General features: G+C 64.9%; 19 protein-coding genes and 1 pseudogene. 8 read left to right on the top strand and 12 right to left on the bottom strand.

All coding sequences use genetic code 11. The features are described 5' to 3' along the window. Nucleotides 1-168 precede the first annotated feature (168 nt). The 4 genes and pseudogenes from ACVWZM_RS34980 (at nucleotide 169) to ACVWZM_RS34965 (ending at nucleotide 4,046) form a co-directional block, all read left to right on the top strand. Nucleotides 169-1,113, top strand: coding sequence for a flagellar biosynthetic protein FliO (locus ACVWZM_RS34980; RefSeq protein WP_456855742.1), 945 nt, complete (start codon nucleotides 169-171; stop codon nucleotides 1,111-1,113). After that, nucleotides 1,110-1,864, top strand: a pseudogene (fliP, locus tag ACVWZM_RS34975) (flagellar type III secretion system pore protein FliP). Before ACVWZM_RS34980 ends, fliP begins: the two are co-directional and overlap by 4 nt. Before the next feature lie 87 nt (nucleotides 1,865-1,951). Then, nucleotides 1,952-2,839, top strand: a complete 888-nt coding sequence (locus ACVWZM_RS34970) for a hypothetical protein (protein ID WP_253589870.1) — start codon at nucleotides 1,952-1,954, stop codon at nucleotides 2,837-2,839. A 55-nt stretch (nucleotides 2,840-2,894) separates the two neighbouring features. After that, nucleotides 2,895-4,046 (top strand): aminotransferase class V-fold PLP-dependent enzyme, encoded by a 1,152-nt coding sequence (locus ACVWZM_RS34965; RefSeq protein ID WP_456855741.1) that lies wholly within the window; start codon nucleotides 2,895-2,897, stop codon nucleotides 4,044-4,046. On the opposite strand, the gene ACVWZM_RS34960 is transcribed toward ACVWZM_RS34965, so the two are convergent. From ACVWZM_RS34960 to ACVWZM_RS34935, 6 genes are all read right to left on the bottom strand, one after another. Further along, nucleotides 4,043-5,287, bottom strand: coding sequence for a YbfB/YjiJ family MFS transporter (locus ACVWZM_RS34960; protein WP_244558690.1), 1,245 nt, complete (start codon nucleotides 5,285-5,287; stop codon nucleotides 4,043-4,045). The two genes, ACVWZM_RS34965 and ACVWZM_RS34960, sit on opposite strands and share 4 nt — an antisense overlap. Before the next feature lie 121 nt (nucleotides 5,288-5,408). Next, a complete protein-coding gene (locus ACVWZM_RS34955; RefSeq protein ID WP_028337158.1) occupies nucleotides 5,409-5,660 on the bottom strand; it encodes a tautomerase family protein in 252 nt (83 codons plus the stop codon). Nucleotides 5,661-5,682: 22 nt separating this feature from the next. After that, nucleotides 5,683-6,393, bottom strand: a complete 711-nt coding sequence (locus tag ACVWZM_RS34950) for an SDR family NAD(P)-dependent oxidoreductase (protein WP_456855740.1) — start codon at nucleotides 6,391-6,393, stop codon at nucleotides 5,683-5,685. A gap of 87 nt (nucleotides 6,394-6,480) precedes the next feature. Beyond that, nucleotides 6,481-7,446 (bottom strand): LysR family transcriptional regulator, encoded by a 966-nt coding sequence (locus ACVWZM_RS34945; protein WP_456855739.1) that lies wholly within the window; start codon nucleotides 7,444-7,446, stop codon nucleotides 6,481-6,483. A gap of 48 nt (nucleotides 7,447-7,494) precedes the next feature. Then, nucleotides 7,495-8,058 carry a histidine phosphatase family protein gene (locus ACVWZM_RS34940; protein WP_456855738.1) on the bottom strand — a complete coding sequence of 188 codons (564 nt, stop codon included), beginning with the start codon at nucleotides 8,056-8,058 and terminating at the stop codon, nucleotides 7,495-7,497. Nucleotides 8,059-8,251: 193 nt separating this feature from the next. After that, nucleotides 8,252-8,491: a hypothetical protein gene (locus tag ACVWZM_RS34935; RefSeq protein WP_076825642.1), complete on the bottom strand. Its 240-nt coding sequence runs from the start codon at nucleotides 8,489-8,491 to the stop codon at nucleotides 8,252-8,254. Between the two features lie 274 nt (nucleotides 8,492-8,765). Here ACVWZM_RS34935 and ACVWZM_RS34930 point away from each other — a divergent pair, with 274 nt between their 5' ends. After that, nucleotides 8,766-9,602, top strand: a complete 837-nt coding sequence (locus ACVWZM_RS34930) for a glyoxalase superfamily protein (protein ID WP_253589867.1) — start codon at nucleotides 8,766-8,768, stop codon at nucleotides 9,600-9,602. A 12-nt stretch (nucleotides 9,603-9,614) separates the two neighbouring features. On the opposite strand, the gene ACVWZM_RS34925 is transcribed toward ACVWZM_RS34930, so the two are convergent. Continuing rightward, nucleotides 9,615-13,427: a tetratricopeptide repeat protein gene (locus tag ACVWZM_RS34925; protein ID WP_456855737.1), complete on the bottom strand. Its 3,813-nt coding sequence runs from the start codon at nucleotides 13,425-13,427 to the stop codon at nucleotides 9,615-9,617. Nucleotides 13,428-13,613: 186 nt separating this feature from the next. Between ACVWZM_RS34925 and ACVWZM_RS34920 the strand changes: the two genes are divergently transcribed. Beyond that, entirely contained in the window at nucleotides 13,614-13,904 is a 291-nt protein-coding gene (locus tag ACVWZM_RS34920) for a type II toxin-antitoxin system RelE/ParE family toxin (RefSeq protein ID WP_253589865.1), read from the top strand. Between the two features lies 1 nt (nucleotide 13,905). Beyond that, the gene (locus tag ACVWZM_RS34915; RefSeq protein WP_028339801.1) at nucleotides 13,906-14,196 is read left to right on the top strand and encodes an addiction module antidote protein; all 291 of its coding nucleotides are present in this window, start codon (nucleotides 13,906-13,908) and stop codon (nucleotides 14,194-14,196) included. A gap of 99 nt (nucleotides 14,197-14,295) precedes the next feature. Here ACVWZM_RS34915 and ACVWZM_RS34910 read toward each other — a convergent pair whose 3' ends face one another. Then, nucleotides 14,296-15,138: a c-type cytochrome gene (locus ACVWZM_RS34910; RefSeq protein WP_076825650.1), complete on the bottom strand. Its 843-nt coding sequence runs from the start codon at nucleotides 15,136-15,138 to the stop codon at nucleotides 14,296-14,298. Nucleotides 15,139-15,520: 382 nt separating this feature from the next. Beyond that, on the bottom strand, nucleotides 15,521-16,738 hold the full coding sequence (locus ACVWZM_RS34905) for a glycosyltransferase family 87 protein (protein WP_253589863.1): 1,218 nt from the start codon (nucleotides 16,736-16,738) through the stop codon (nucleotides 15,521-15,523). A gap of 380 nt (nucleotides 16,739-17,118) precedes the next feature. Between ACVWZM_RS34905 and ACVWZM_RS34900 the strand changes: the two genes are divergently transcribed. After that, nucleotides 17,119-18,339: a glycosyltransferase family 87 protein gene (locus ACVWZM_RS34900; RefSeq protein WP_456855736.1), complete on the top strand. Its 1,221-nt coding sequence runs from the start codon at nucleotides 17,119-17,121 to the stop codon at nucleotides 18,337-18,339. A 40-nt stretch (nucleotides 18,340-18,379) separates the two neighbouring features. On the opposite strand, the gene ACVWZM_RS34895 is transcribed toward ACVWZM_RS34900, so the two are convergent. From ACVWZM_RS34895 to fliM, 3 genes are read right to left on the bottom strand one after another with little or no spacing between them, the layout of a single operon-like run. Continuing rightward, nucleotides 18,380-19,192, bottom strand: a complete 813-nt coding sequence (locus tag ACVWZM_RS34895; RefSeq protein ID WP_057018623.1) for a MotE family protein — start codon at nucleotides 19,190-19,192, stop codon at nucleotides 18,380-18,382. Beyond that, nucleotides 19,189-19,653 (bottom strand): DUF6468 domain-containing protein, encoded by a 465-nt coding sequence (locus ACVWZM_RS34890; RefSeq protein ID WP_076825655.1) that lies wholly within the window; start codon nucleotides 19,651-19,653, stop codon nucleotides 19,189-19,191. Before ACVWZM_RS34890 ends, ACVWZM_RS34895 begins: the two co-directional genes overlap by 4 nt. After that, nucleotides 19,650-20,852: a flagellar motor switch protein FliM gene (gene fliM, locus ACVWZM_RS34885; RefSeq protein ID WP_057018625.1), complete on the bottom strand. Its 1,203-nt coding sequence runs from the start codon at nucleotides 20,850-20,852 to the stop codon at nucleotides 19,650-19,652. Before fliM ends, ACVWZM_RS34890 begins: the two co-directional genes overlap by 4 nt. Nucleotides 20,853-20,863 lie beyond the last annotated feature (11 nt).

Here is a 20,863-nt window from a genome sequence, read left to right as displayed (position 1 = left end):
TTGGGACAAGCGATTCTTGGTTTATTAATAGAACAGTGGGCTGCAAGCCGCTGGGAATTAAGAAATAAGGCGAATCTCCGGCGCGATTCGCTGCGCAAACCGCACCTATCAATCCGCGCCCGTTGATGGCGAAAGCTGAGGAAGGCCAAGATGGCCGGGGACTCCAATATGCAGGTCATTACATTCGTCTTGGCATTCGTTGTCGTGCTGGCGCTGATCGGCGTGACCGCATGGCTCGTCCGCCGCTTCGCCGGAAACCGCCTCGGGGCCAACGCCAACCGCGGGCGCATGCCGCGCCTGGCGGTGATCGACGCTGCCGCCGTTGACGGGCGGCGCCGCCTGGTGCTGGTCCGCCGCGACAACATCGAGCATCTCCTGATGATCGGCGGCCCCACCGATATCGTCGTCGAGCCGAATATCGTCCGCGCGATGCCAGCGCGCGATCAAATGTCGACCCGCCCCGCGGTCGCAGCCGATGCCGCGCCGCCGCGCGTGGCGCCGCTTCCGGATGCAGCCTGGAACGAGAGCGAAGCCGCCCGCTCCGACAATTTCGACCTTCCCGAGCCGGAGCTGCCGCCGCGTCAGACACGGCCCTCCTTCGCCGACGAGCTGCGCCGGCCCGCGCCGCCGATCGCCGAGCGTCGCAGCGATCCGCTCGCGGGCTTCACGCCCGAACGCGGCGAGCCGCGGCCCGATCCGATGCCGCCACGCCTGCCGCCGCGCTCCGAGCCGGTCGTCCCGCGTCCGCCGCGCGGCACCGCCGAGCCGGCGAAGGCGCCGCCACCGCTGCGCACAACCGAGCGCGCCGTGACGCCGCCGCCACCGCCTCCCCAGGCACCGCCGCCGGCTGCAACGCAGGCGCCTCCGGCTCCGCCGCCTCCATCGAACGCCGACGCCAATCTCGCCGAGATGGCGCAACGGCTCGAAGCGGCGCTGCGCCGCCCGACCGGCGCCGGCGAGACCGTCGCGCCGCCGGTTGCGCCCGAGGCGCCGCCGGCGCGCCCGCAGCGCAGCGAGCCGCCCGCCCCGCCCGCCGGCGGACAGAAGAGCGGGTTCGAAAATCTCGAGGACGAGATGGCCTCGCTGCTCGGCCGACCGAAGAATCCTTCGTGAGGCCAAGGGCAGTCCCGCGTAGAGTTTTTTTCATCGCTGTCCTGATCGCCGCCGGATCCCTCGCTGATCCGGCGATGGCGCAGGATATCAGCATCAATCTCGGCGGCGGCAATGGCGGCGTGACCGAGCGCGCGATCCAGCTGATTGCGCTGCTGACGGTGCTGTCGATCGCGCCGTCGATCCTGATCATGATGACGTCGTTCACGCGCATCGTGGTCGTGCTGTCGCTGCTGCGCACCGCGCTCGGCACCGCCACCGCGCCGCCGAACTCGGTGATGATCGCGCTTGCGATGTTCCTCACCGCCTTCGTGATGGGGCCGGTGCTGCAGAAATCCTATGACGACGGCATCAAGCCGCTGGTCGCCAACCAGATCGGCGTTGAGGACGCGTTGCAGCGCGCCTCGGTCCCCTTGCGCGGCTTCATGCAGAAGAACGTCCGCGAGAAGGATTTGAAGCTGTTCATGGACCTCTCGGGCGAGCCGCCGCCGGCGACGCCGGAGGAGATGTCGCTGCGCATCCTGGTGCCGGCCTTCATGATCTCCGAGCTGAAACGCGCCTTCGAGATCGGCTTCCTGCTGTTCCTGCCGTTTTTGATCATCGACCTCGTGGTCGCCTCGGTCCTGATGTCGATGGGCATGATGATGCTGCCGCCGGTAGTGGTCTCGCTGCCGTTCAAGCTGATCTTCTTCGTGTGCTGGTCGACGGCTGGGCCCTGGTCGCCGGCAGCCTGGTGCAGAGTTACGGCGGGTAGCGCCCTGCGAAACATTCATGGCCCGTCAGCTGGATCGGCCACACCGTTGCACTATCATGCGCGGCACCGCATCCAGGGAGCCGCGCCGTGCAGCAGCCATTCGACCGCGCCGCAGAAGATCTCGGCAACGCCATCCATCTCGAACATGTCAACGTGCAGGTGCCGGACCAGCGCCTCGCCACGCTGTTCTACGTCGCCGGCATCGGGCTGACGCGCGATCCCTATCTGATGGTCTCCGACAGCAACATGTGGGTGAATGTCGGCCGCAGCCAGTTTCACCTGCCGAGCGGCCGCCAGCAGGTACTGCGCGGCCACACCGGCATCGTGATCGCCGGGCGGCAGGCCCTGCTGCAGCGGCTCGCCGCGGTCGCGCCCAAGCTCGAGGGCACCGCGTTCAGCTATCGCGAGCGCAACGATCACGTCGAGGCCACCTGCCCCTGGGGCAACCGGCTACGCTGCTTCGAACCGGACGCCGAACGGTTCGGGCGCATCGCGCTCGGCATGCCCTATGTCGAGTTCGAGGTGCCGCGCGGCACGGCTGAGGCGATCAGCCGGTTCTATCCTGAGATCATGGGCATCCCCGCCAGCGTCGTGAACGGCGACGACGTCGTCGCGCGCGCAAAAGTCGGCAAGGATCAGTATCTGCAATTCCGCGAGAGCGACGCTGCGCAGGGCGAATTCGACGGCCATCACATCCAGATCTACATCACGGACTTCTCGGGCCCCTACCGGCGACTGCGCGAGCGTAATCTGGTCTCACGCGAGGACAATCAATACCAGTACCGCTTCTGCGACATCGTCGATCCGGCCGACGGCCGGCATCTGTTCACCGTCGAGCACGAGGTGCGCAGCGCTACCCACCCGATGTATCTGCGGCCACTGGTCAATCGCAATCCGGCGCAGACCAACCCCACCTTCGCCAACGGCTACGACCAGGCGCCGTGGGCGATGGGGCCGGACCAGTATGACGGCTGAGCGCGCGCTCTTCGGCGTCACGTCATGATCCGCAAATTCCAGCAAACGAGACGACATGCTTCCCTCCCAGCGCCATCTGTTCGAGATTCCACGCGAGGTCTGCTACCTGAATTCGGCGTCCTACAGCCCGCTGCCGCTGAAGACGCTCGAGGCCGGCCGCACAGCGGTCGGACGCAAAGGCCAGCCCTGGACGATCGATCCCGGCTTCGCCGACCGGCAGCATGAGCGCGCCCGTAGCGCGGCGGCCCGCCTGATCAAGGCCGCGCCCGACGATGTCGCGCTGATCCCCGCGATCAGCTACGGCGTCGCGACGGTGGCGAAGGCGCTGAGCATTCCGCGCGGCTCACGCGTCATCGTGCTGGAGAACGACCATTCCTCGCCGGTCCTCGAATGGCACGCCCGCGCCGAGGCGCAGGGGTTCGTCGTCGACACCGTACGCCAGCCCGCCGACGGCGACTGGACATCGGCAGTGCTGGCAACGATCGAGCGGTCAGGCGCGCCGCCGGTCGGCCTCGCCTCGATCTCCTCGGTGCACTGGTCGGACGGCGGCATGATCGACGTCGACAAGGTGCAGGCCGCGCTGCGGCGGCACGGCGCAATGTTCGTCATCGACGCCACGCAGAGTGCGGGTGTCGTGGCGATGGACGTGACGAGGCTCGACCCCGACGCCGTGATGTTTCCGACCTACAAATGGCTGATCGGGCCCTACGGGCGCGCCTTCCTCTACATTGCAAAACGCCACCAGAACGGCGTGCCGCTGGAGCAGACCTCCAGCGGCCGCCGCAACGTCAACTCCGAGAATCCGGTCTATTTCGGCGATCTCGCCTATGTCGGCAACGCCACGCGTTACGACATGGGCGAGCGCGATCATTTCATCACGCTGGAGATGGCCTCGATCGGCATGGAGATGATGGCGGAATGGGGCGCCGCTGCCGTCAGCACGCGGCTCGCGATGCTCAACGAGCGGATCGCGGGCGGCGTGCGTGATCTCAAGCTCGATATGCTGGCGCGCGACCTACGTGCGCCGCACATCCTGAGCCTCGGCATGGCGGGCGGCATCCCGAAAGAATTGATCGCGCGGCTCGCCGCCGAGAACATCCATGTCGCGCTGCGGCTCGGCCGGATGCGGATCTCGCCGCACGTTTTCAACGACGAGGCCGATGTCGATCGCCTCGTCGCTGTCTTGACCAAAGCGCTGCGCGGTTAGCTGGACTTGTGCCGCAGTCCGACGACGCCGAACAGTTCGATCGCTAACGCGACGGCCACTCCGGCCGCGCCGATCACGAACAGCAGCGCATAGTCGCCGCCGCTGCGCGCGAACAGCCAGGACAGGCCGTACGCCCCCGCCGCCTGGAACAGCGCGAAGGTCGTGGTGGCCTGCGCCCAGGCTGAACGCTGGCTCGCCGCGGAATGCGGGATCAGCTCGTGGATGCGGCCGATCACCAGCGGCACGATGCCGGGCGTGAAGCCGCCGACGATCAGGCTCGACACGATCAGCGCGGCAGGCGATGTCGTCACGGCCGGCAGCGCCACCACAACCGCCTCGATCAGGAACGCCGCGCGGAGCGCCGCGGCGAAGCCGGCGCGATCGGCGAGGTGTCCCGTGAGCAACGGTCCGACCACGGCGCCAATGCCGTACAGCACCCAGTAATGCGATCCCGCCGCGATCCCCTGCCCAAGCCCGCGGGCGACGAAATCGACCAGGAACACCATGTGCGGCACCAGCGCCAGCGCGTTGAGGCCGTATTCCAGGCACAGCGCGATCACCAGCGGCGAGCGCAGGCCATGCGACGCGACGGGCTGCTCGACCACGCCACGTGCGGCGGGAGCTTCGGCAGGCCACGCCTTCCAGCTGACCAGTGTCAGCACCGCCGACAGCACGCCAAGACCGTACCAGGCCTGCTTGACGCCCTGCTGCAGCAACAGCGGCACCAGCGTGCCGGACGCGGCGACGCCGAGGCCAACACCGGCAAAGATCACGCCGCCGATCAGGCCGCGCTTGCTGGGTGCGGTATGCGGCAGGATCGCCGTTGCCGCCAGCACCATGATCACGCCGCCGCTGACGCCGGCGAGAAAGCGAAAACCGAAGAACCAGATGAAGGAGATCGGCACCGCGCAGGCAAAGCAGGTGATCGCGGCCAGCACCATCATGCCGCGCAGCGCCCACACCGAGCCGATGCGCGCGCCGAGATCGCGGGCGAGCAGCGCGCCGGCGAGATAGCCGGCAAGGTTGGCCGCACCGAGATAGACCGCTTCCGCCGGCGTGAACCACTTTGCGGCGATCAAAGCCGGGATCAGCGGTGTGTAGGCGAAGCGCGCCAGTCCGAGCCCGACCAGCGAGGCGCACAGCCCCGCGGCCGCGGACAGCCACAGCGGCCCGCCCGCATCGCGATCCGGCGCGGCGTGATGATGGCGCCTGTGATGATCGACATTGGCTGACATGGACATCGCAGTAGGCCCTCCGGCCGTTCATGAAAAATGATTAGTTGCGATCGCAGCAATCGCTCGCAGCGATCACGGCTCACCTCTCCCGATCGGGAGAGGTGCACATTCGGTTTGGCGAAAGCCTTCAGCGGGAAGATTTGGACGCCGCAGCGGCAGCGAGCTTCTTGCGATAGTCCAGCGCGGGCAGCCCGCCCCAGCCCCAATTATCGGTATCGACTTCCTCGATGACGACGAACGTCGACTCCATGGGCTTGCCAAGCACGTCGCGCAGCAGTTCGCTGGCGCCCTTGATCAATGCCGCCTTCTGCTCCGGCGTGGTAGACGACGCCCCCGGCGCCGTCCCCTCACGCGTGACCTGGATGGTGACGATAGGCATGGCACTCTCCGGATCGTGCTCGTTAATGACCGGCGCTCTGGCCGCCGTCGACATGCAGGATCTCGCCGGTGACGAAGCCCGCGCCTTCCAGGAACAGCACGGCGTCAACGATGTCCTTGGCTTCACCCATTCGTCCGACCGGATGCAGCTTGGCGAGGAAGTCGTGCGTCGCCGGCGCGTGCATCGGGGTCTTGATCACACCGGGCGCCACCGCGTTCACGCGGATGCCCTTGGCGGCATATTCGATGGCGAGCGACTTGGTGGCGGCGTTCAGGCCGCCCTTGGTCAGCGAGGCCAGCACCGAGGGAACGTTGCTGTTGGCGTGATCGACCAGGCTGGTCGTGATCTGCACGATGTGCCCGGATCCCTGCTTCTCCATCTCCCTGGCGGCGCGGCGGGTGATGTAGAAGAAGCCGTTGAGATTGGTCGCGAGCACCTGCGCGTAGTCCTGGTCGGTGTAGTCGGTGAACGGCTTGGCCAGGAAGATGCCGGCATTGTTGACCAGCGTGTCGATGCGGCCGAAGCGCCCGAGCGCCTGCTTGACGATGCGGTCGGCGACTTCGGGATCGCCGATGTCGCCTGTGACGGTCAGAACGTCGCTGTCGGTCGACGGCTTGATGCTGCGGGAATTGGCGACGACGCGCCAGTTGCGGTCGCGATAGCCCTTGACGATGGCCGCGCCGAGGCCCTGCGACGCACCGGTGACAATGGCAACCTTCTGCTCTGCACCCATGATCTCTCTCCATCTGTTGCTGAAGCGACCCAGCGCCGCTTCGATGGAGAGCAAGCTAGATACATCCGCTTTCCGCGCGAATGCCCGCTATTCGGCAGACACTCTTCCGCGGCGCGAACGAATGGCGCCGGCCCTGCTGGCCTCGCGCGACAGCCGCTCGAAATAGCGTTTCAGCCGCGGCGTCGCGAAATCGACGAAGGCGCGCACCTTGGGCACGTCGACGCGGCCCTGCGGCGCCAAAAGATGCACCGGCAGCGGCGGATGCTCGTCGCCGGGGAGCAGGATCTGCAACCGCCCGTCACGGATTTCGTCGGCGATGTGATACGAGAACAGCCGGGTGACGCCGTGTCCTTCGCTGGCGGAGGCCACCGCCGCGCGCACCGTGTTGACGACCAGCCGCGGCGTGAACTGGACCGCGCGCGCGATCTTCGACTTCGCGGCCGGCGGGAAGCTCCAGGAGTCGAGCCCGAAATGCGTCATGGCGATGATCTGGTGCTTCGCCAGATCAGCCGGCTCGGCGATCAGCGGATGCTGCGCGAGATAGCCCGGCGATGCCGCCACCACGCGGCGCACCTCGCCGAGCTTGATCGCGATGAAACTGGAATCGGCGAGATGGGCGATGCGCAGCGCGACGTCGATCCCCTCGTCGATCAGATTGACGGTGCGATCGAGCATCACGAGCCGCACCGACACCGCCGGATAGTCCGTCATGAAGGCATCGAGCACCGGCCGCAGCAAATCCTCGCCGACCACGACGGGCGCGGTGACGGTCAGCGTGCCGCGCGGCACCGACCGCTCGCCACCCGCCGAGATGTCGGCTTCCTCGAGCTCGCTGAGGATACGACGGCATGCGGCCGCATAGCGCTGGCCGGCATCGCTCAGCTTCAGCGAGCGCGTCGTGCGATGTAGCAGCTCGGCGCCGACATAGTGCTCAAGGAAAGCGATCGCCCGGCTGACCGCCGCCGGCGAGCGCCGCAGTTTCCGGCCGGCACCGGCGAGGCTGCCCTCGTCGACCGCCGCAACGAAAACTTTCATGGCGTCGATGCGGTCCATGACGGCTCCTTCGCTGGAGACACCTTGGACGACATTGACGTCGATCTCTCACTTGTCGCCGAACTGTATCTTGCCGATGACATCGAAATTCGTCCCATTGGGCCGAAGTACAAAGAAATCTCCCATGGCGATCGATGGTTCAAGAACGATGTTTGAGATGTTGAGATCGTGGGTAATCATCACCAGGTTTGCGGAAGACCGATACTCAAGGATGTCTTGCAAGTCCCGCTCCTGATCCGAATTCGCCTGGCTTTCGGACAACACACCTGGAGGCATCAGATATTGGACAGGCGTCGCGCGACCGAATGCAAGCTTCCCAGTGTCGATGCAACGGCAATACGGGCTGGTCAGGACCTCTCCGACCGCAATCCCGTGGGCACGGAACGCTTCGCCGATCCGCTTGGCTTGCTCAATGCCGCGGGCGGAAAGGTTTACTTCCTCGGAGCAGTTTCCGGGCGCGAGGTGCCCGATCCCTTCTCGCATATCGACGTGGGTATGGCGCAGCAGGACAACCATGCCGCCTCGCTTCAATGCCACCCAGGCCTGTTCGTCATCGCCAAAGGCGTGATCGGCCGAGATCGCCAGCGAACATGCCAAAGCGAGGAGGACCATTGCTATTCTGCTGCTCAAGACTGAAAGCATTGGTCGGGAATGCATGGGTTCAACGAGCCCTTAGCGATACCATGGATTCGGTCGAATGATCGAGATCGGGAATGTCGCCGGTTGGCCCATGGCGTCAACATAGGCGTGGCTGCCTGGCGCCGCTCTCGGGGCAAGCGGCCACAGGCATTCGTCGATGCAGGCCTTAGTCGGCCTCCACATCATACTGCTTGCTGAGATGGTCGCCGATCTGCACCAGCATCGCGACGCATTCGGGATAGCCGGGCCTCGCCACCGTGGCGTCATCGGCGCTTGCGCGAAACTCCCAGCTGTCGCCGTCGCGCAGCACGGAGATGTCGATGCTGTCGGGGCAGTCGGCATGGGCCTTCAACTCGGCCCGCGCCATCGCGATCAGTTCGGCTTCGGTCTTGATCGGCTTGCTCATGTAACGACGTCCTCCCGGCGCTGTGCAACGGACGCCATGGTTGCCGATTTGACGGCACGATGTCGAGAGCATCGCGTGCGATCACAACCAGTTGCAATTGACAAAATACTCGTACCCGGCGAACATTTGGCAGGGTCGATACCACCCGCCGCTTGCACCCCGCCCGGGGACGGTGAAGGTATCAAGCCATGCTTCAGGCTTCCTTTGCCCGCACGAACGGGTCAGCAACGCAAGCCCCTGACGCTTTCCGTTCGTCGATGCAAAGGTTGATCCCATGCGCGACTTTCGTGATGCCAAGGCCATGGCTCAGACGCTGCGCGAAGCGCTCGGCGCCAAATCGATCCCCCTCACCCACAGCGACAGCCTGGAAGTGATCGCCAAACTATTCGGCCAGCGCGACTGGAACACGCTGGCGGCACGGATACGGGCCGCCGGCGGATCCGCCGATGTGCTGCCTTCCGCTCAGCAATCGCCGCCGGACGTCATGCGGCAAGAGATCGCAGTCGCTGTGGCGGTGCTCGACCGCTATGCCGGCTTCTACCAGTTCAGCGAGCAGGCCGTCCTCAGTGTGATGCGCGAGGATCACCACTTGGCTGTACAGCTCACCGGGCAGCGTGCCGTACCGTTCTTTGCGGAGAGCCAGACCGAGTTTTTCGCCAGGGAGGTCGACGCGCAGATCAGCTTTGTCATCGCGGCTGACGGTCAGGCGACGTCACTGATCCTGCATCAAAATGGCGACAAGCCGATGCCGCGCATTGACGCTGCAAGTGCGAAACAGATTGCGGATCGCACCGCAGAGCGTGTGAAGAAACAGTCGCCGGCTCCAGGAACCGAGGCTGCGGTCCGCCGCCTGATCGAGGGGGTCGCATCGGGACAGCCCGACTATGCGGACATGACCCCTGCGCTCGCCGCGGCGACCCGCGAGCAATTGCCACACCTGCAGCCTTTCCTCGCCGACCTCGGCGCGATCGAAGCCACCCGCTTCCTCGGCGTCGGCGCGCAGGGCGAGGATGTCTACAGTGTGCGGCACGCCAACGGCGCCTCGCATTGGCGGATCGCGCTCGACGCCACCGGGATCATTTCGACCGCGTGGGTGTCTGCCGGGCCGTGAGACCCAGCGCGGCTACGGCGCCGCGCTGGCGCGGCGCTCGCCCTTGATCGCCGGCAGCGCGCTCACCGGCGCGACCTTTGGCTTGTCAGTCACCGATCCGGTCGCGACCGGATCGGGCAATGGCGCGCGGGCGGTGGCGTCGGGGAAGCGGGTCTTCATCTCGCGGATGAAGCCGTCGAGCGTGTCGACGCTGGCTGCCATTCGCGCGATCTGGGCGAATTCGGCGCTGGACGTCGCCACCGGCTTGCTGGCCGAGTCGAAGGCGAGCTTGTCGGCATCGCCGGACATCAGCGGCGCGTATTTCTCGCGGAACCGGGACAGCCCGATGGCGTCCTCGGCAAGCGCGTAGCCGACCACGGCGCGGATGATATCGGCCTTCTCGCCCGGATTGAGCGGGGTGAAGTCGCGCCAGCGGTCGCCATAATAGAGCTCGATCTGCTCGGACGCCTCGCGCCAGCGCCGCGACGCCCAATAGATGTCGGAGCGCAGCCGGATTGCCTCGCGGCCGGTGATGTTCGAGATGATGTCGAGCGCGAGATCGTGCCGGCCAACGTCGCTCTGCGCGCGCGCCTCGAGCAGCAGCCGCTGCTGGCGCAGCTCGCCGGAGAGATCCGCGATCCGCGTCGAGCGCAGCGCGGCAATGGCGCGGTCGGGCTTGCGGTTCATCAGATAGATCATCGCAAGGCGCGCCGCGACCTGGGCGCGGGCCGCGCCTTCAAGCCGCTTGTCGACCTGGTATTGCAGGAGGTCGGCGGCCTGGTCGAGCAGATCGACGCCGACCAGGCGGTCGGCGAGACGGCGGATCATCTCGTCGCCGCGGCGGCCGATCGGCGTCAGTTCGCGATATTCGTAGAAGGTGCCGAGCGCATCGATCGGCGACATCTCGTCGCCCCTGGGGCCGAGGTAGAGCTGCACGAACAAGGCCGAGGCGCCATCCTGCGCCTGGCGCGATTCCGGCGCATTCGGCTGCAGCCGGGTCGCCGCACGCGTCACCGCGAAGGCGTCGGCATAGCGCGCCGTCTCGGCGTAGATCTTCGACAGCACATACAGCGTCTTCAGCTCGATATTGTCGCCGCGCCACAGCATCGACAGCAGCTCGAGCTCCTTCAGCACATCGTCGCGGCCGATCTCGCCGCGCTTCTGCTTGAGCAGCGTCTCCAGCAACCTGCCTTCGGCGGCAGCCTGGCGATCGGCCGAATTGGCGGCGAAGCGATAGGCGTCGAGCGCATCCTTCTCCTGGCCGAGCGCCTCGGCCAGCCGGCCGCGCAGCACCGCAACCGCGGGCTTCAGTTCGCCGGGAACGCCGACTACGTCGAGATCGCTCTTGCGCCGCGCGGCGCCGGCATAGTCCTTGACCTCGAGCGAGGCCTTCATCGAGTCCATGGTGACGATGCGCTGCAAATCGGGCGGCAGCGTCGCCACCGCGAATTCGGCGTTTTTGAACTTCTCGCGCGCCTCGGCCCATTTGCCCTCGCGGGCGAAGGCGAGCCCCTTCCACAATTGGGAATCGTAGCCGTTGCCGATCACGGGATTGGCGAGATCCTTGAGGCCCTGCGCCGGGTGGCCGATCAGGATGCTGGCGACCGCGTGCACCATCACCACCGACGCCGTCTCGCTGCCGCGCTTGCTCTCGGACAGGATCAGATTGGCGACACCATGGGCTTCCTGGTACATGCCGCGCGCCATGTAGAAGTCGGCGAGATCGAGCCGCGCCTGCGGCAGCTGCTCGGCATTGGCCGACGCGGTCGCCGCAATCAGGCCGTCGAGCTGCTTGAGGAACGTGTCTGACTGGTTCTTGCGCCACTCGTCCGGATCGAACAACGGCTTCACCGCCGCGGTCGCGCGCTCGGCGGCGACGTCGGCCGATGACAGCGTCAGGCCGCCCGGCCGGCCCAGCATCACCTTGTCGGCGCCGACCTCGGCCTTGACGTCGTCCGCGTTCGGATGAACCACGACGCCGTGGATCGATTCCAGCAGCGAGAGCTCGACGAAATCCTGCCGCTTGATGATGCCGCGGGTCGGCGGCGGCGCGGTCACCACCCAGAGCGTATCGCCGGCGTCGGGATCGACCAGTCTGTGCAGCTGGCCGGGATTGGCGAGCGGTACGCTGACATTGGCGAGCGAGGGCTCCGAGATGTTGCGCACCACGGTGAGCGGCAATGGCGGCTTCTGCACGCGGTCGGCAAAGGTCAGCGTCCAGCTCACGCCGCGCGAGCGGTCGTCGCTTTCGAGCGACGGCATCTGCGGCCGGTTGAGGCGGAAGCGCACCGCCTGGCCTTTCTCCAGCGCGATCCGGCTGACATCTGATATCAGCGAGCCGGCCTTGGCGCGGACCGGATCGACGTCGATTGCCTCAGCCGTGTCGAACACCATCCAAACCGTGTCGGCGCGGCGGAACAGCGCCGCCGGCGTCGCGCCGGGGAATGAGAACGTCACGCGCAGGCCGTCGCTGTCGCGCTGGGCCTCGACCGCGGGCTTGCCGCCGGCACGGGCCTCCGCAGCGGGCGGCGATGGCGCCGCAGCCGCCTCCGGCGCTTCCATCGCCGGCGCGGCGGCGACAGCAGGCACCGGCCGTGGTGCGTCTGTCAGGGGCGCCGTGTTCTGTTCCGCCGCAGAGCCGGCACCACCGTCGTGCGGCGGGGTCGGCGCAGCAGCGTTCTCGGCGTTGGCCGCAGGTGCCGCCGCGATTTTCGGCAGTTCGGGATCGGACGGTTCCGATCGGGGCTGCTCCGTTTTGGCGGGCGCGGCCGCCGGTTGCTCGCTCGTGGCTTGCTCCGGCTTGAGCGGCTCGGAGCGCAGCGGTTCGGACTTGGCAGGCTCGGACTTCGGCGGTTCGGTTTTGGACTGTTCAGGCTTGATCTCGATCTTGGCCTGCTGGGCGATGCTTTCCGACGTCACCGGCGCGATCGCCGCGGCGCCTTTTGGTTTGGCGCGCGGCGTCGGCAACAATGAGCTCAGCGAGGGCTTTGCCGCCTGCTGCTCGTTCTGCTGGAAGGCGACGTCGACGATGTAGTTCTTCTCGTCGCGGAACGAATGCACGTCGACATCGCCCATCAGCGACACGTCGACTGCCGACGTGTCCGTGTCGGCGCGCGCGCTGATCGACGCGACATTCGGTGGGGCGGCGACCTTGGCATCGGCAAGGTCGAAGGTCAGGACCGAGTTGAAGGACAGTGTCAACTTCTGCTCGTTCAGCACCGAGGAGACACTGACCCCGTCGGGCACCTCGAACACGAAACGGACGAAGGTGGGTTGCACCAGCGCGCGAACCCGCACCGGCGGCTTCTTCTTGGCGGCGTCGGCGGCACGCTGCATGCGCAGCAGGCGCTCGGCGGCGCGGGCGCGCTCGGCAAGCTCGCGGATCACCTCCTGCGGCAGCGACGGCGGCGGGCCGGTCCAGCTGTCGGGCAGGAAGTCGATGAAGATGCGCTCGCCGGCGGTCATGGTGTTGATGGAGACGCGGCGCGCCAGCGACAGACGGATCGCCGAGCCGTCGGGATCGCGGCGCGCGGCGCCGACATAATCGGGCACCGCATCCTGCAGTTTCTCGACGGGGATATCGACCGGACGTTTGAAGCGGATCACGATGATCGAGCCGGCGGTCGTGACCTCCGACTCGACATCCTCCTTCAGCTTCAGCACCAGCCGGGCATAGCCGTTCGCGGCAGAGAATGTCGCCTCACCTGGCACCGCGTCTTCGGCCCGCGCCGCAGTCGGATAGGTAAGGGTTGTAAGCGCAAGGGCGGTGGCAAGCAGGCACAGACGCGCGGTCCGCGCCCAGGCGCGGCCTAGCGACCATGTTCCAGCGGCAGCCGTTCGCGCCATCTCGAAACGTTTTCTCGGGACCCCAGCCATACCAAGCGCGAAGCGCCCTCGCCCACGCTTCCCGATCTTGGATCGGGCGGCGTTAAGGAGCTGTTAACGTCAACGGATTGTTTCGGACCGGCCCCTGCCACGGAATGACTGTGTACTATAGTTGACAAATCGACCGCGTTGTGTATGATAATACACATGATCCAGGTCGTTCAGACCGACGCTTTTGCGCACTGGCTCAACTCGCTAGCCGACATAAAAGCGGTCGCCCGGATCGGCGCACGCATCCGGCGTCTCGAACTCGGAAATCCAGGCGATGTGAAATCGGTGGGCGAAGGCGTGAGCGAGATGCGGATCGATTACGGCCCCGGCTACCGGGTATATTTCACGCGTCGAGGCAAAACCATCGTGCTCCTGCTCTGCGGTGGCGACAAGCGAACCCAAAGCAAGGACGTCAAGGCGGCCCAGAAGATGGTGAAGGAGATTTGAGATGCCGCTCAAGACCACCAAGTTCGACATCAAGGATCATCTGAAGACGCTAGAGCAGCAGATCGCCTATCTCGAAGCGGCGCTGGAAGAGGACGATCCCTCGTTCATCGCGACAGCTATCGGCGACATCGCCAGAGCTCGCGGCGTATCGCAGTTTTCGCGCGAAACTGGCTTGAGCCGCGAAGTGATCTACAAGTCATTCCGGCCCGGCGGCAATCCGACTATTGAAACCCTGAACAAGGCGACAAAAGCGCTCGGTTTGAAGCTGAAGCTTGTTCCGAGCGCCGCCTAGCTGCGCAGATAGCGGCGCGCGCTATCCTCGCAGAATTGGAGTCAGCCAGGGGCCCGTTGCGCGGCTGTGACCGGACAGGAATTGGCCTTGCAACGAGCCTTACTCCGCGCTGCCGGGTACCGTGCGCAAATACGCCACGATGGCATCGAGGTCATCTGAACTGATCCGGGCGTAGTAGTGGTATCCCATCGGTCGACCGAGACGGCTGCCGTCGCGGCTGACACCGTCGGTGATCGCACGCTTGATCTCGTCGTCACTCCATGCGCCGATCCCATTGGTCTTGTTCTGCGTGATGTTGCGTGAAACCGAGATGCCCCACGGCCCGGAGAATTTGACGCCACCCCCGCCAAGACTGCTCTTGTATTCTCGTCCCCTCGGTCCAATCGGCGTATGGCACGCCATGCAATGCGCGATCGTGACGAGATAGAATCCCTTCTGCACCTTGTCGCTCATCATCGGTTCGGCGAATGGGTTCTCGCCGCCCGGCGGAACGTTCTCGACTTGAGGCACCTTGTAGATCGGATCGGGCACCTTGTTGTGGACCGGCGTGATCGTACGCAAATATGCGACGACCGCGTCGAGATCATTTTCCGTTAGGATGTGATAGAAGCTGGTCGGCATGATCATCGCGGTATGCACGCCCTTTGGGGTTTGCCCGGTCCGCAGCAGTTTCTTGATATCGGCGTCGCTCCAGCTTCCGATGCCTGTTTCCTTGTCTTGCGTGATGTTGGCGGCATGCACTGTGAACGGCGGCTCGTCCCAGTATCCCCCGCCCGAGAACGCCTTCTCCAAAACATCGCCGTTCGGTCCCTTGGGCGTGTGGCAATTGCCGCAAGCCAGAATGCCGTTGACAAGGTAATCGCCCCGCTTGACGAGTTCGGATTGGGCCCATGCCAGATTGGTGGTGGCGATGACGACAAGCATCATGAACAGGCTACGCATATCGGTTTCCTCGAAATTTCTTGGTGATGAAAAATTCAATTTCTGATCGGGCGCAGCTTCGCGCCCGGCACAAGAGCATTCAATCAATCAACTCAAGCGGCGGTCCATGCGATCGCAATCGCGGAAGGCTCCAAAACAGCGAAGTCACGCTGGCCTTCCTCACGCCAATGCTAGACCCGCATCAAGCACTTTGGCAATGTCCGCGATGGCTCGGTTGCAATGGCCTTGGCGCCGCCAGCGTTGTTCTTCGCCCTTGCTCCCGCGCCAATGGCAACGCGACTGATTTATCGCGGCGGTGGATGCTCCGCCGGATCAAAGCCCAGCAGCCCAGCGCTGGACACTCCCCGCGATGTTACGGAGGTCCGCGTGAGGTGCTCCGAACTCAGACCGTCGCGACCTCTCGTTCGCCATGCGCCGCTTGCCGCGTCTGCATGCTCTCCCGGACCAGCAACCAGCAGAACAGGATGATCACCGGAGAACCAAAAGGCAGCGGCTTCACGACCGACAGCTGATAGAGGACAGGTAGGTAGAAGACCATCGGCGCGAGAAACGTCACGCCAAGCACCATTTTCGACCAGGCCGGAAAGCCGACCTTCAACCACTCGCGGAGCATCCAGGCCAGCGGCAGCGCCATGATGAGCATGTCGTAGAACAGGCAGAACGGCGTAATCAGAAGGCAGGTGAGCACGATGATCGAGCGTTCAGTCGCAGCACTGATCTTTTGACGCAACATCCAGACCAGCACACACGTCATGCCCAGCGCCACGAGGCCGTGAATGATAAAGGCCGTGTTGACGCCGGCGCCGAGCAGGCGCGCTGTCGCGTACGCGCTCTGCAGCAATGAAAACTCGACGTCGCCGTTCTCCAGAGCCTGACGGGCCGAGTGAGAGACGTCGAGGAAGTTGAGCCATGTATCGAGGCCGAACAGCAGCGCGGACAGCACGACGAGCGAAATCGACGACAGGCCTGCCCAGATCAGCGTGCGCCAGCGACCTGTGACGATCAGGGCGATCGGCACGGCCAGCGCCAAATGCGGCTTGATCACCATCAGCCCGAGGATCGCGCCCGCGAGCTTCGGCCTCCGGTCCATGATGTTGAGACCGCACCCAAGGATCGATGCCGTCAGAAAGGCGTTCTGCCCCGCCACGGCATTAAGATAGACCGGCGCATAGGCAAGGATCGCGACCAGGCACCAAGGCGTTCGCAAGATACGCCAGATCACCGCGGCGAACGACGCCGCCGTCATACCAATGAACACGAACAGCGAGGCGAAATACGGCGCGAGCGCGAGCGGCACGCACAAAAGCAGCATCGTCGGCGGATAGAAGAACGCCTCGTAGCCCTCTCGCAGGTATGGAGCTTCCGCGAGCAGATGCAATTCGGGCACATAAACCTCGGCGGGATGCCCGGCCAACACCTGGAGCGACGCGGCCCAGAAGGTCAAAAAGTCCGAGCCGAGCAGAAAGTTATTCGCGCCATAGCCGCCATCGCGGTAAAACAGCAAAAGCGACCTCGCAAGGGTCAGCACCAGCACAATTGCGATGCCACTCACGTATAATCGGGCGCGCGGCGCGGTGAGCCATGGCATGTCTTTCAGCATTGGCAATTCCCAAAACACCACCTTGAGACATAGCGACTTCAATTCCAGAATGACAAATCGGTTGCAACTTAACGCTACCGTTTAAGGCTACCATAACCGGCGTACACTTCTCGGCGTCGATAGGCGTTTGGCTTCGCGGAGACCTCGTCGAGCCCACACCATCGGAGGCGGCGAACATCCGCGTCTGCCAGCCGGCACATGGCGCTACGGCGCCGGCTTCGGCCTTTGCACGAGAGGATTAACCTCGATCCACCGGGCATCCGCGGAACTTCCAGCGATTAACCCAACGCCGCAGGGAGATCGGCCACTCGCTTGCGCCACCGCCAGTTGCGGTATACAACCGTTTGCATTTCAAGCAATTCTTAGTTTCTGGCAGTTTCATGAACGGATTTGGAATGGTGCGCGCCCGTGCGGAGCGCAGCGGATACGACCGTGCATTGGCCATTGCCTGCCTCATCGTGTTGGGCTTTACGCTGTACTGCGTGTTACCGAAAGTCGTTGACGGTACCGGCGCGACCGGGCTCGACTTTTCGTGCTTTTGGAGCGCGGGGAAAATGGCCCTCGATGGCCATGCCGCCACCGCCTACGATTGGCCGCGGTTGCGGCAAGCGATCATTCAAATACATCCCAGCTTGAACGACGCTCCGTTCCCCGTTTACGAAGTACCGATACCGTTTTTCTACCCGCCGTTTTTTCTCTTTGCGGCGGCACTGCTGGCACTATTGCCGTTTCCGACCGCGTTCTGGATCTGGAGCACCGCAAAGCTGCTGTGCTGGGCGCTCGTTGTTTCCGCGATCCGGCCGCGCTTCGCCGTACTGCTGCTGGCATTCGGCGTGCCGGCCGTCCTGTACGATTTCATCGTCGGCCAAAGCTCCTTGCTGGCGGCATCGCTGCTCGGCGCGATTCTGCTGACGCTGGACCGGCGTCCGATCGTCAGCGGCTTCCTGATCGCGCTGCTGATCTTCAAGCCGCAATATGGCGTCCTGCTTCCCCTCGTTTTGATAGCTACTGGACGCTGGACCGTCTTCATCACAGCCAGTTTGGTGACACCGGTGCTCTTGCTGCTTACCGGGCTTACCTTCGGCTGGAACACTTTTGAGGGGTTCCGTGAGGCCGCCGTCTTCGCAACGACGCAGTTCCATCTCACCGGCACGCTGGCTTGGTACAAACTGCAGAGCGTCTACGGCGTGCTTCGGTTTGCCGGTTTTGGCTATGGATCGGCCATGGCACTGCACGTCGCGGTCGCTGCGGCAGCCGCGACGTGGACGCTGATCATATGGCGCCGCAACGTCAGCTTCGCCGTCAAGGCCGCGTGCCTGCTCGTCGCGACCCTGCTCGTCTCTCCCTACTTCGCGATCTACGATACGGCGCTACTGGCTCTCGCGATCATCTTTCTCATGAACGCGCCCATGGCCGAACATGGCGCGCTTCTCTCGAATCGCTCCGAACTACGGATCGGGTTCGGCGTGCTTGTCCTGGCGGGGTTTACCTACCCGGTCGCGCTCGTGCCCGTCGGTCCGTTCATGTGCGCGACCCTCGTCGCGATGATATGGATGCGATGCAGGCAACCCGGTGTTAAGTCGGATCTGGCTTACGGCTGACCAGGCCACCGCCAATTGGCGGACTTTCCGATAGCTCCCATCAATTCGTCTTCGGCGTGAGCATCTTGCCTTCGATCTTGGGAAGATCGTCGGTCGAGGCCGACTTGTCGCCGCCGGCACGGCGGGCGAGTTCGACCGTGAGCCGTTCGGCGGCTTCCGGCTGCATCAGGCCGAGGATGTCGGACATCTTGCGCGGCTGAATCTGCGAGGCGATCTGGTAGAGCACATTCATTTCCAGGCGATCGAACACCTTCGCGGCGTCCTTCGGCTTCATGTTCTCGTACATGGTGACGATGCCCTTGAAGCGCGCGGCATCGGCTTCCGCCTTTGCCGCGGCATCGGCATTCGTCTTGGCATCATTGGCCTTGGCCTCCTCGACCTTGGCCTCGATGCGCTTCTCGGCGGCCTTCAGCAGGCTTTCGCGGATCTCGACCTCGCGCGCACGCGTCTCGAGCTCCTGGCGGCGCGCCTGCAGCCGCTCCAGGATCGCGCGCTCGGATGCCGACACTTGCGGCGGCGCATCCAGGTTGACGACGACGCCATCGGGCTTGGACGGCTCCGCGGCCGGTGCGGCCGGCTTCGGCGCCTCGTCCTTCTTGGCGTCCTTGTGCTCGACCGATCCCGTGATGTCGCCGGGATCGGCCTTGATCTTGCTGTCAACCACCGCCTTGCCGGCGCCGGGGAAGTTGAAATTCTGTTGCGCCCAAGATGGGCCAGCCGGGCCGGCCGGCGGCGTATCGTCGGCGAACACGTAACCGCCATCGAGCACGAGGCCGGCGACCTTCAGCACCATCAGGCCGAAGATCGCGACCAGCACCACGGGCATCACTCTGATGTCACGAAGCAACTTCATGCAGCGAGACCGCCGGCCCTCCTGCGCTCGGTGAAGGCTTCAGCCGCCGCGGCAACCGCGTGCGCGGCCGAGACCCTGGGCGCCGGCGCCACTGGCGCGGCTGCTTGCGCCGGTGCCTGCGCGGGCTCGGACGGCCGCGCGGCCATCGCGATCTTGGACAGGCGACGCACCACGTGGTCACCCTCCGCCAGCTGGTTCTTCAGCAGCGCCGACATCTGCGTCGCCGCATCGAGCTGATTGCCGAGGTTCTCGTTGACGTCGCGCACCGCGTGCTTCAACCCGCCGATCGCCCGCTCGGCGATCTCGGTCGCGGTGATCAGTTCGGCGATCGTCGCCTTCAGCGAATGTTCGTCGGCCTTCAGCCGCTGCAGCCGCCTGTTGAGCAGCCAGCAATAGCCGATCGTCAGCATCAGCAGCACGGCTACCAGACTCTCGATTGCTAGTCCAAGCACATGACTCATGGTGCCTCCATCATCTTGGTCCGCTCGTCCGCCTTCTCGAACATCGCGAAGGTGGTTTGGGGTTTACGCAAATTCTTGGTGACGCGGATCGCGACACGGTCGCCGACCCGGCCCATGCGCCCTTCCGTCAGGGTGACGTTGCCGCAGCGCACCGAGACCAGCGCGTCGGAGCGGATATCCAGCGGAAGGGTGTCTCCGACCTTGAGCTTCATCAGCTCCTTCAGCGGAATGTCCGCTTCATAGAGCACCGCGTCGACCGAGATCTCGGCCTGCGCCACTTCGGTGGCGAAATGGCCTTCCCAGATCGGGTCGCGACCGAATTTTTCGCCCATGAACATCTGCAACAGCACGTTGCGGATCGGTTCGATGGTGGCGTAGGGCAGCAGCAATTCGACATTGCCGCCGCGGTCTTCCATGTCGATGCGCAGACGCACCAGGATCGCGGCATTGGCCGGGCGGCTGATCGCGGCAAAGCGCGGGTTGGTCTCGAGCCGGTCGATCGTGAAGGTCACCGGCGACAGCGGCCGGAACGCCTGCTCGGCATCCGACAGCACCACCTCGACCAGGCGCTTGACGAGGTTGGTCTCGATCGTGGTGTAGGGCCGGCCCTCGATGCGCAGCTGGGTCTGGCCGCGGCGGCCGCCGAGCAGCACGTCGATCATCGAATAGATCAGGCTGGAATCGACGGTAGCGAGCCCGAAGTTCTCCCACTCCTCCGCCTTGAACACCGAGAGCACCGCCGGCAGCGGGATCGAGTTCATGTAGTCGCCGAAGCGCACCGAGGTGATGCGGTCGAGCGAGACCTCGACGTTGTCGGAGGTGAAATTGCGCAAGCTGGTCGTCATCAACCGCACCAGGCGGTCGAACACGATTTCGAGCATCGGCAGACGCTCGTAGGACACCATCGCGGAATCGATGATGGCGCGGATGCCGGAATGGTCGTCGAGGCTAACGTCGCCGACCGTGAAGCCGAGGAGATTGTCGATCTCCTCCTGCGACAGCACGCGCTCGCCATTGGTGCTCTTGCTGCCGAAGTCGCGGCTGCCGTCCTCGACCATGGCGGCCCATTGCAGCGCCATGTTCTCGGTGAGCTCGTTCTTGGCGGCTTCCGCCGCGGCCGCCGCGGGATCCTCGGAATCGAGCGAGGCTTCCCACTGCGCCGCAATGGCGTCCTGGTCCATCTGGTCGTTGCCGGCCATGGCTTACATCC

Source organism: Bradyrhizobium sp. USDA 4501 (genome assembly GCF_054062115.1).
Note: the sequence above shows the minus strand (reverse complement) of the source record. Positions and strands in the feature narration are given on the sequence as shown.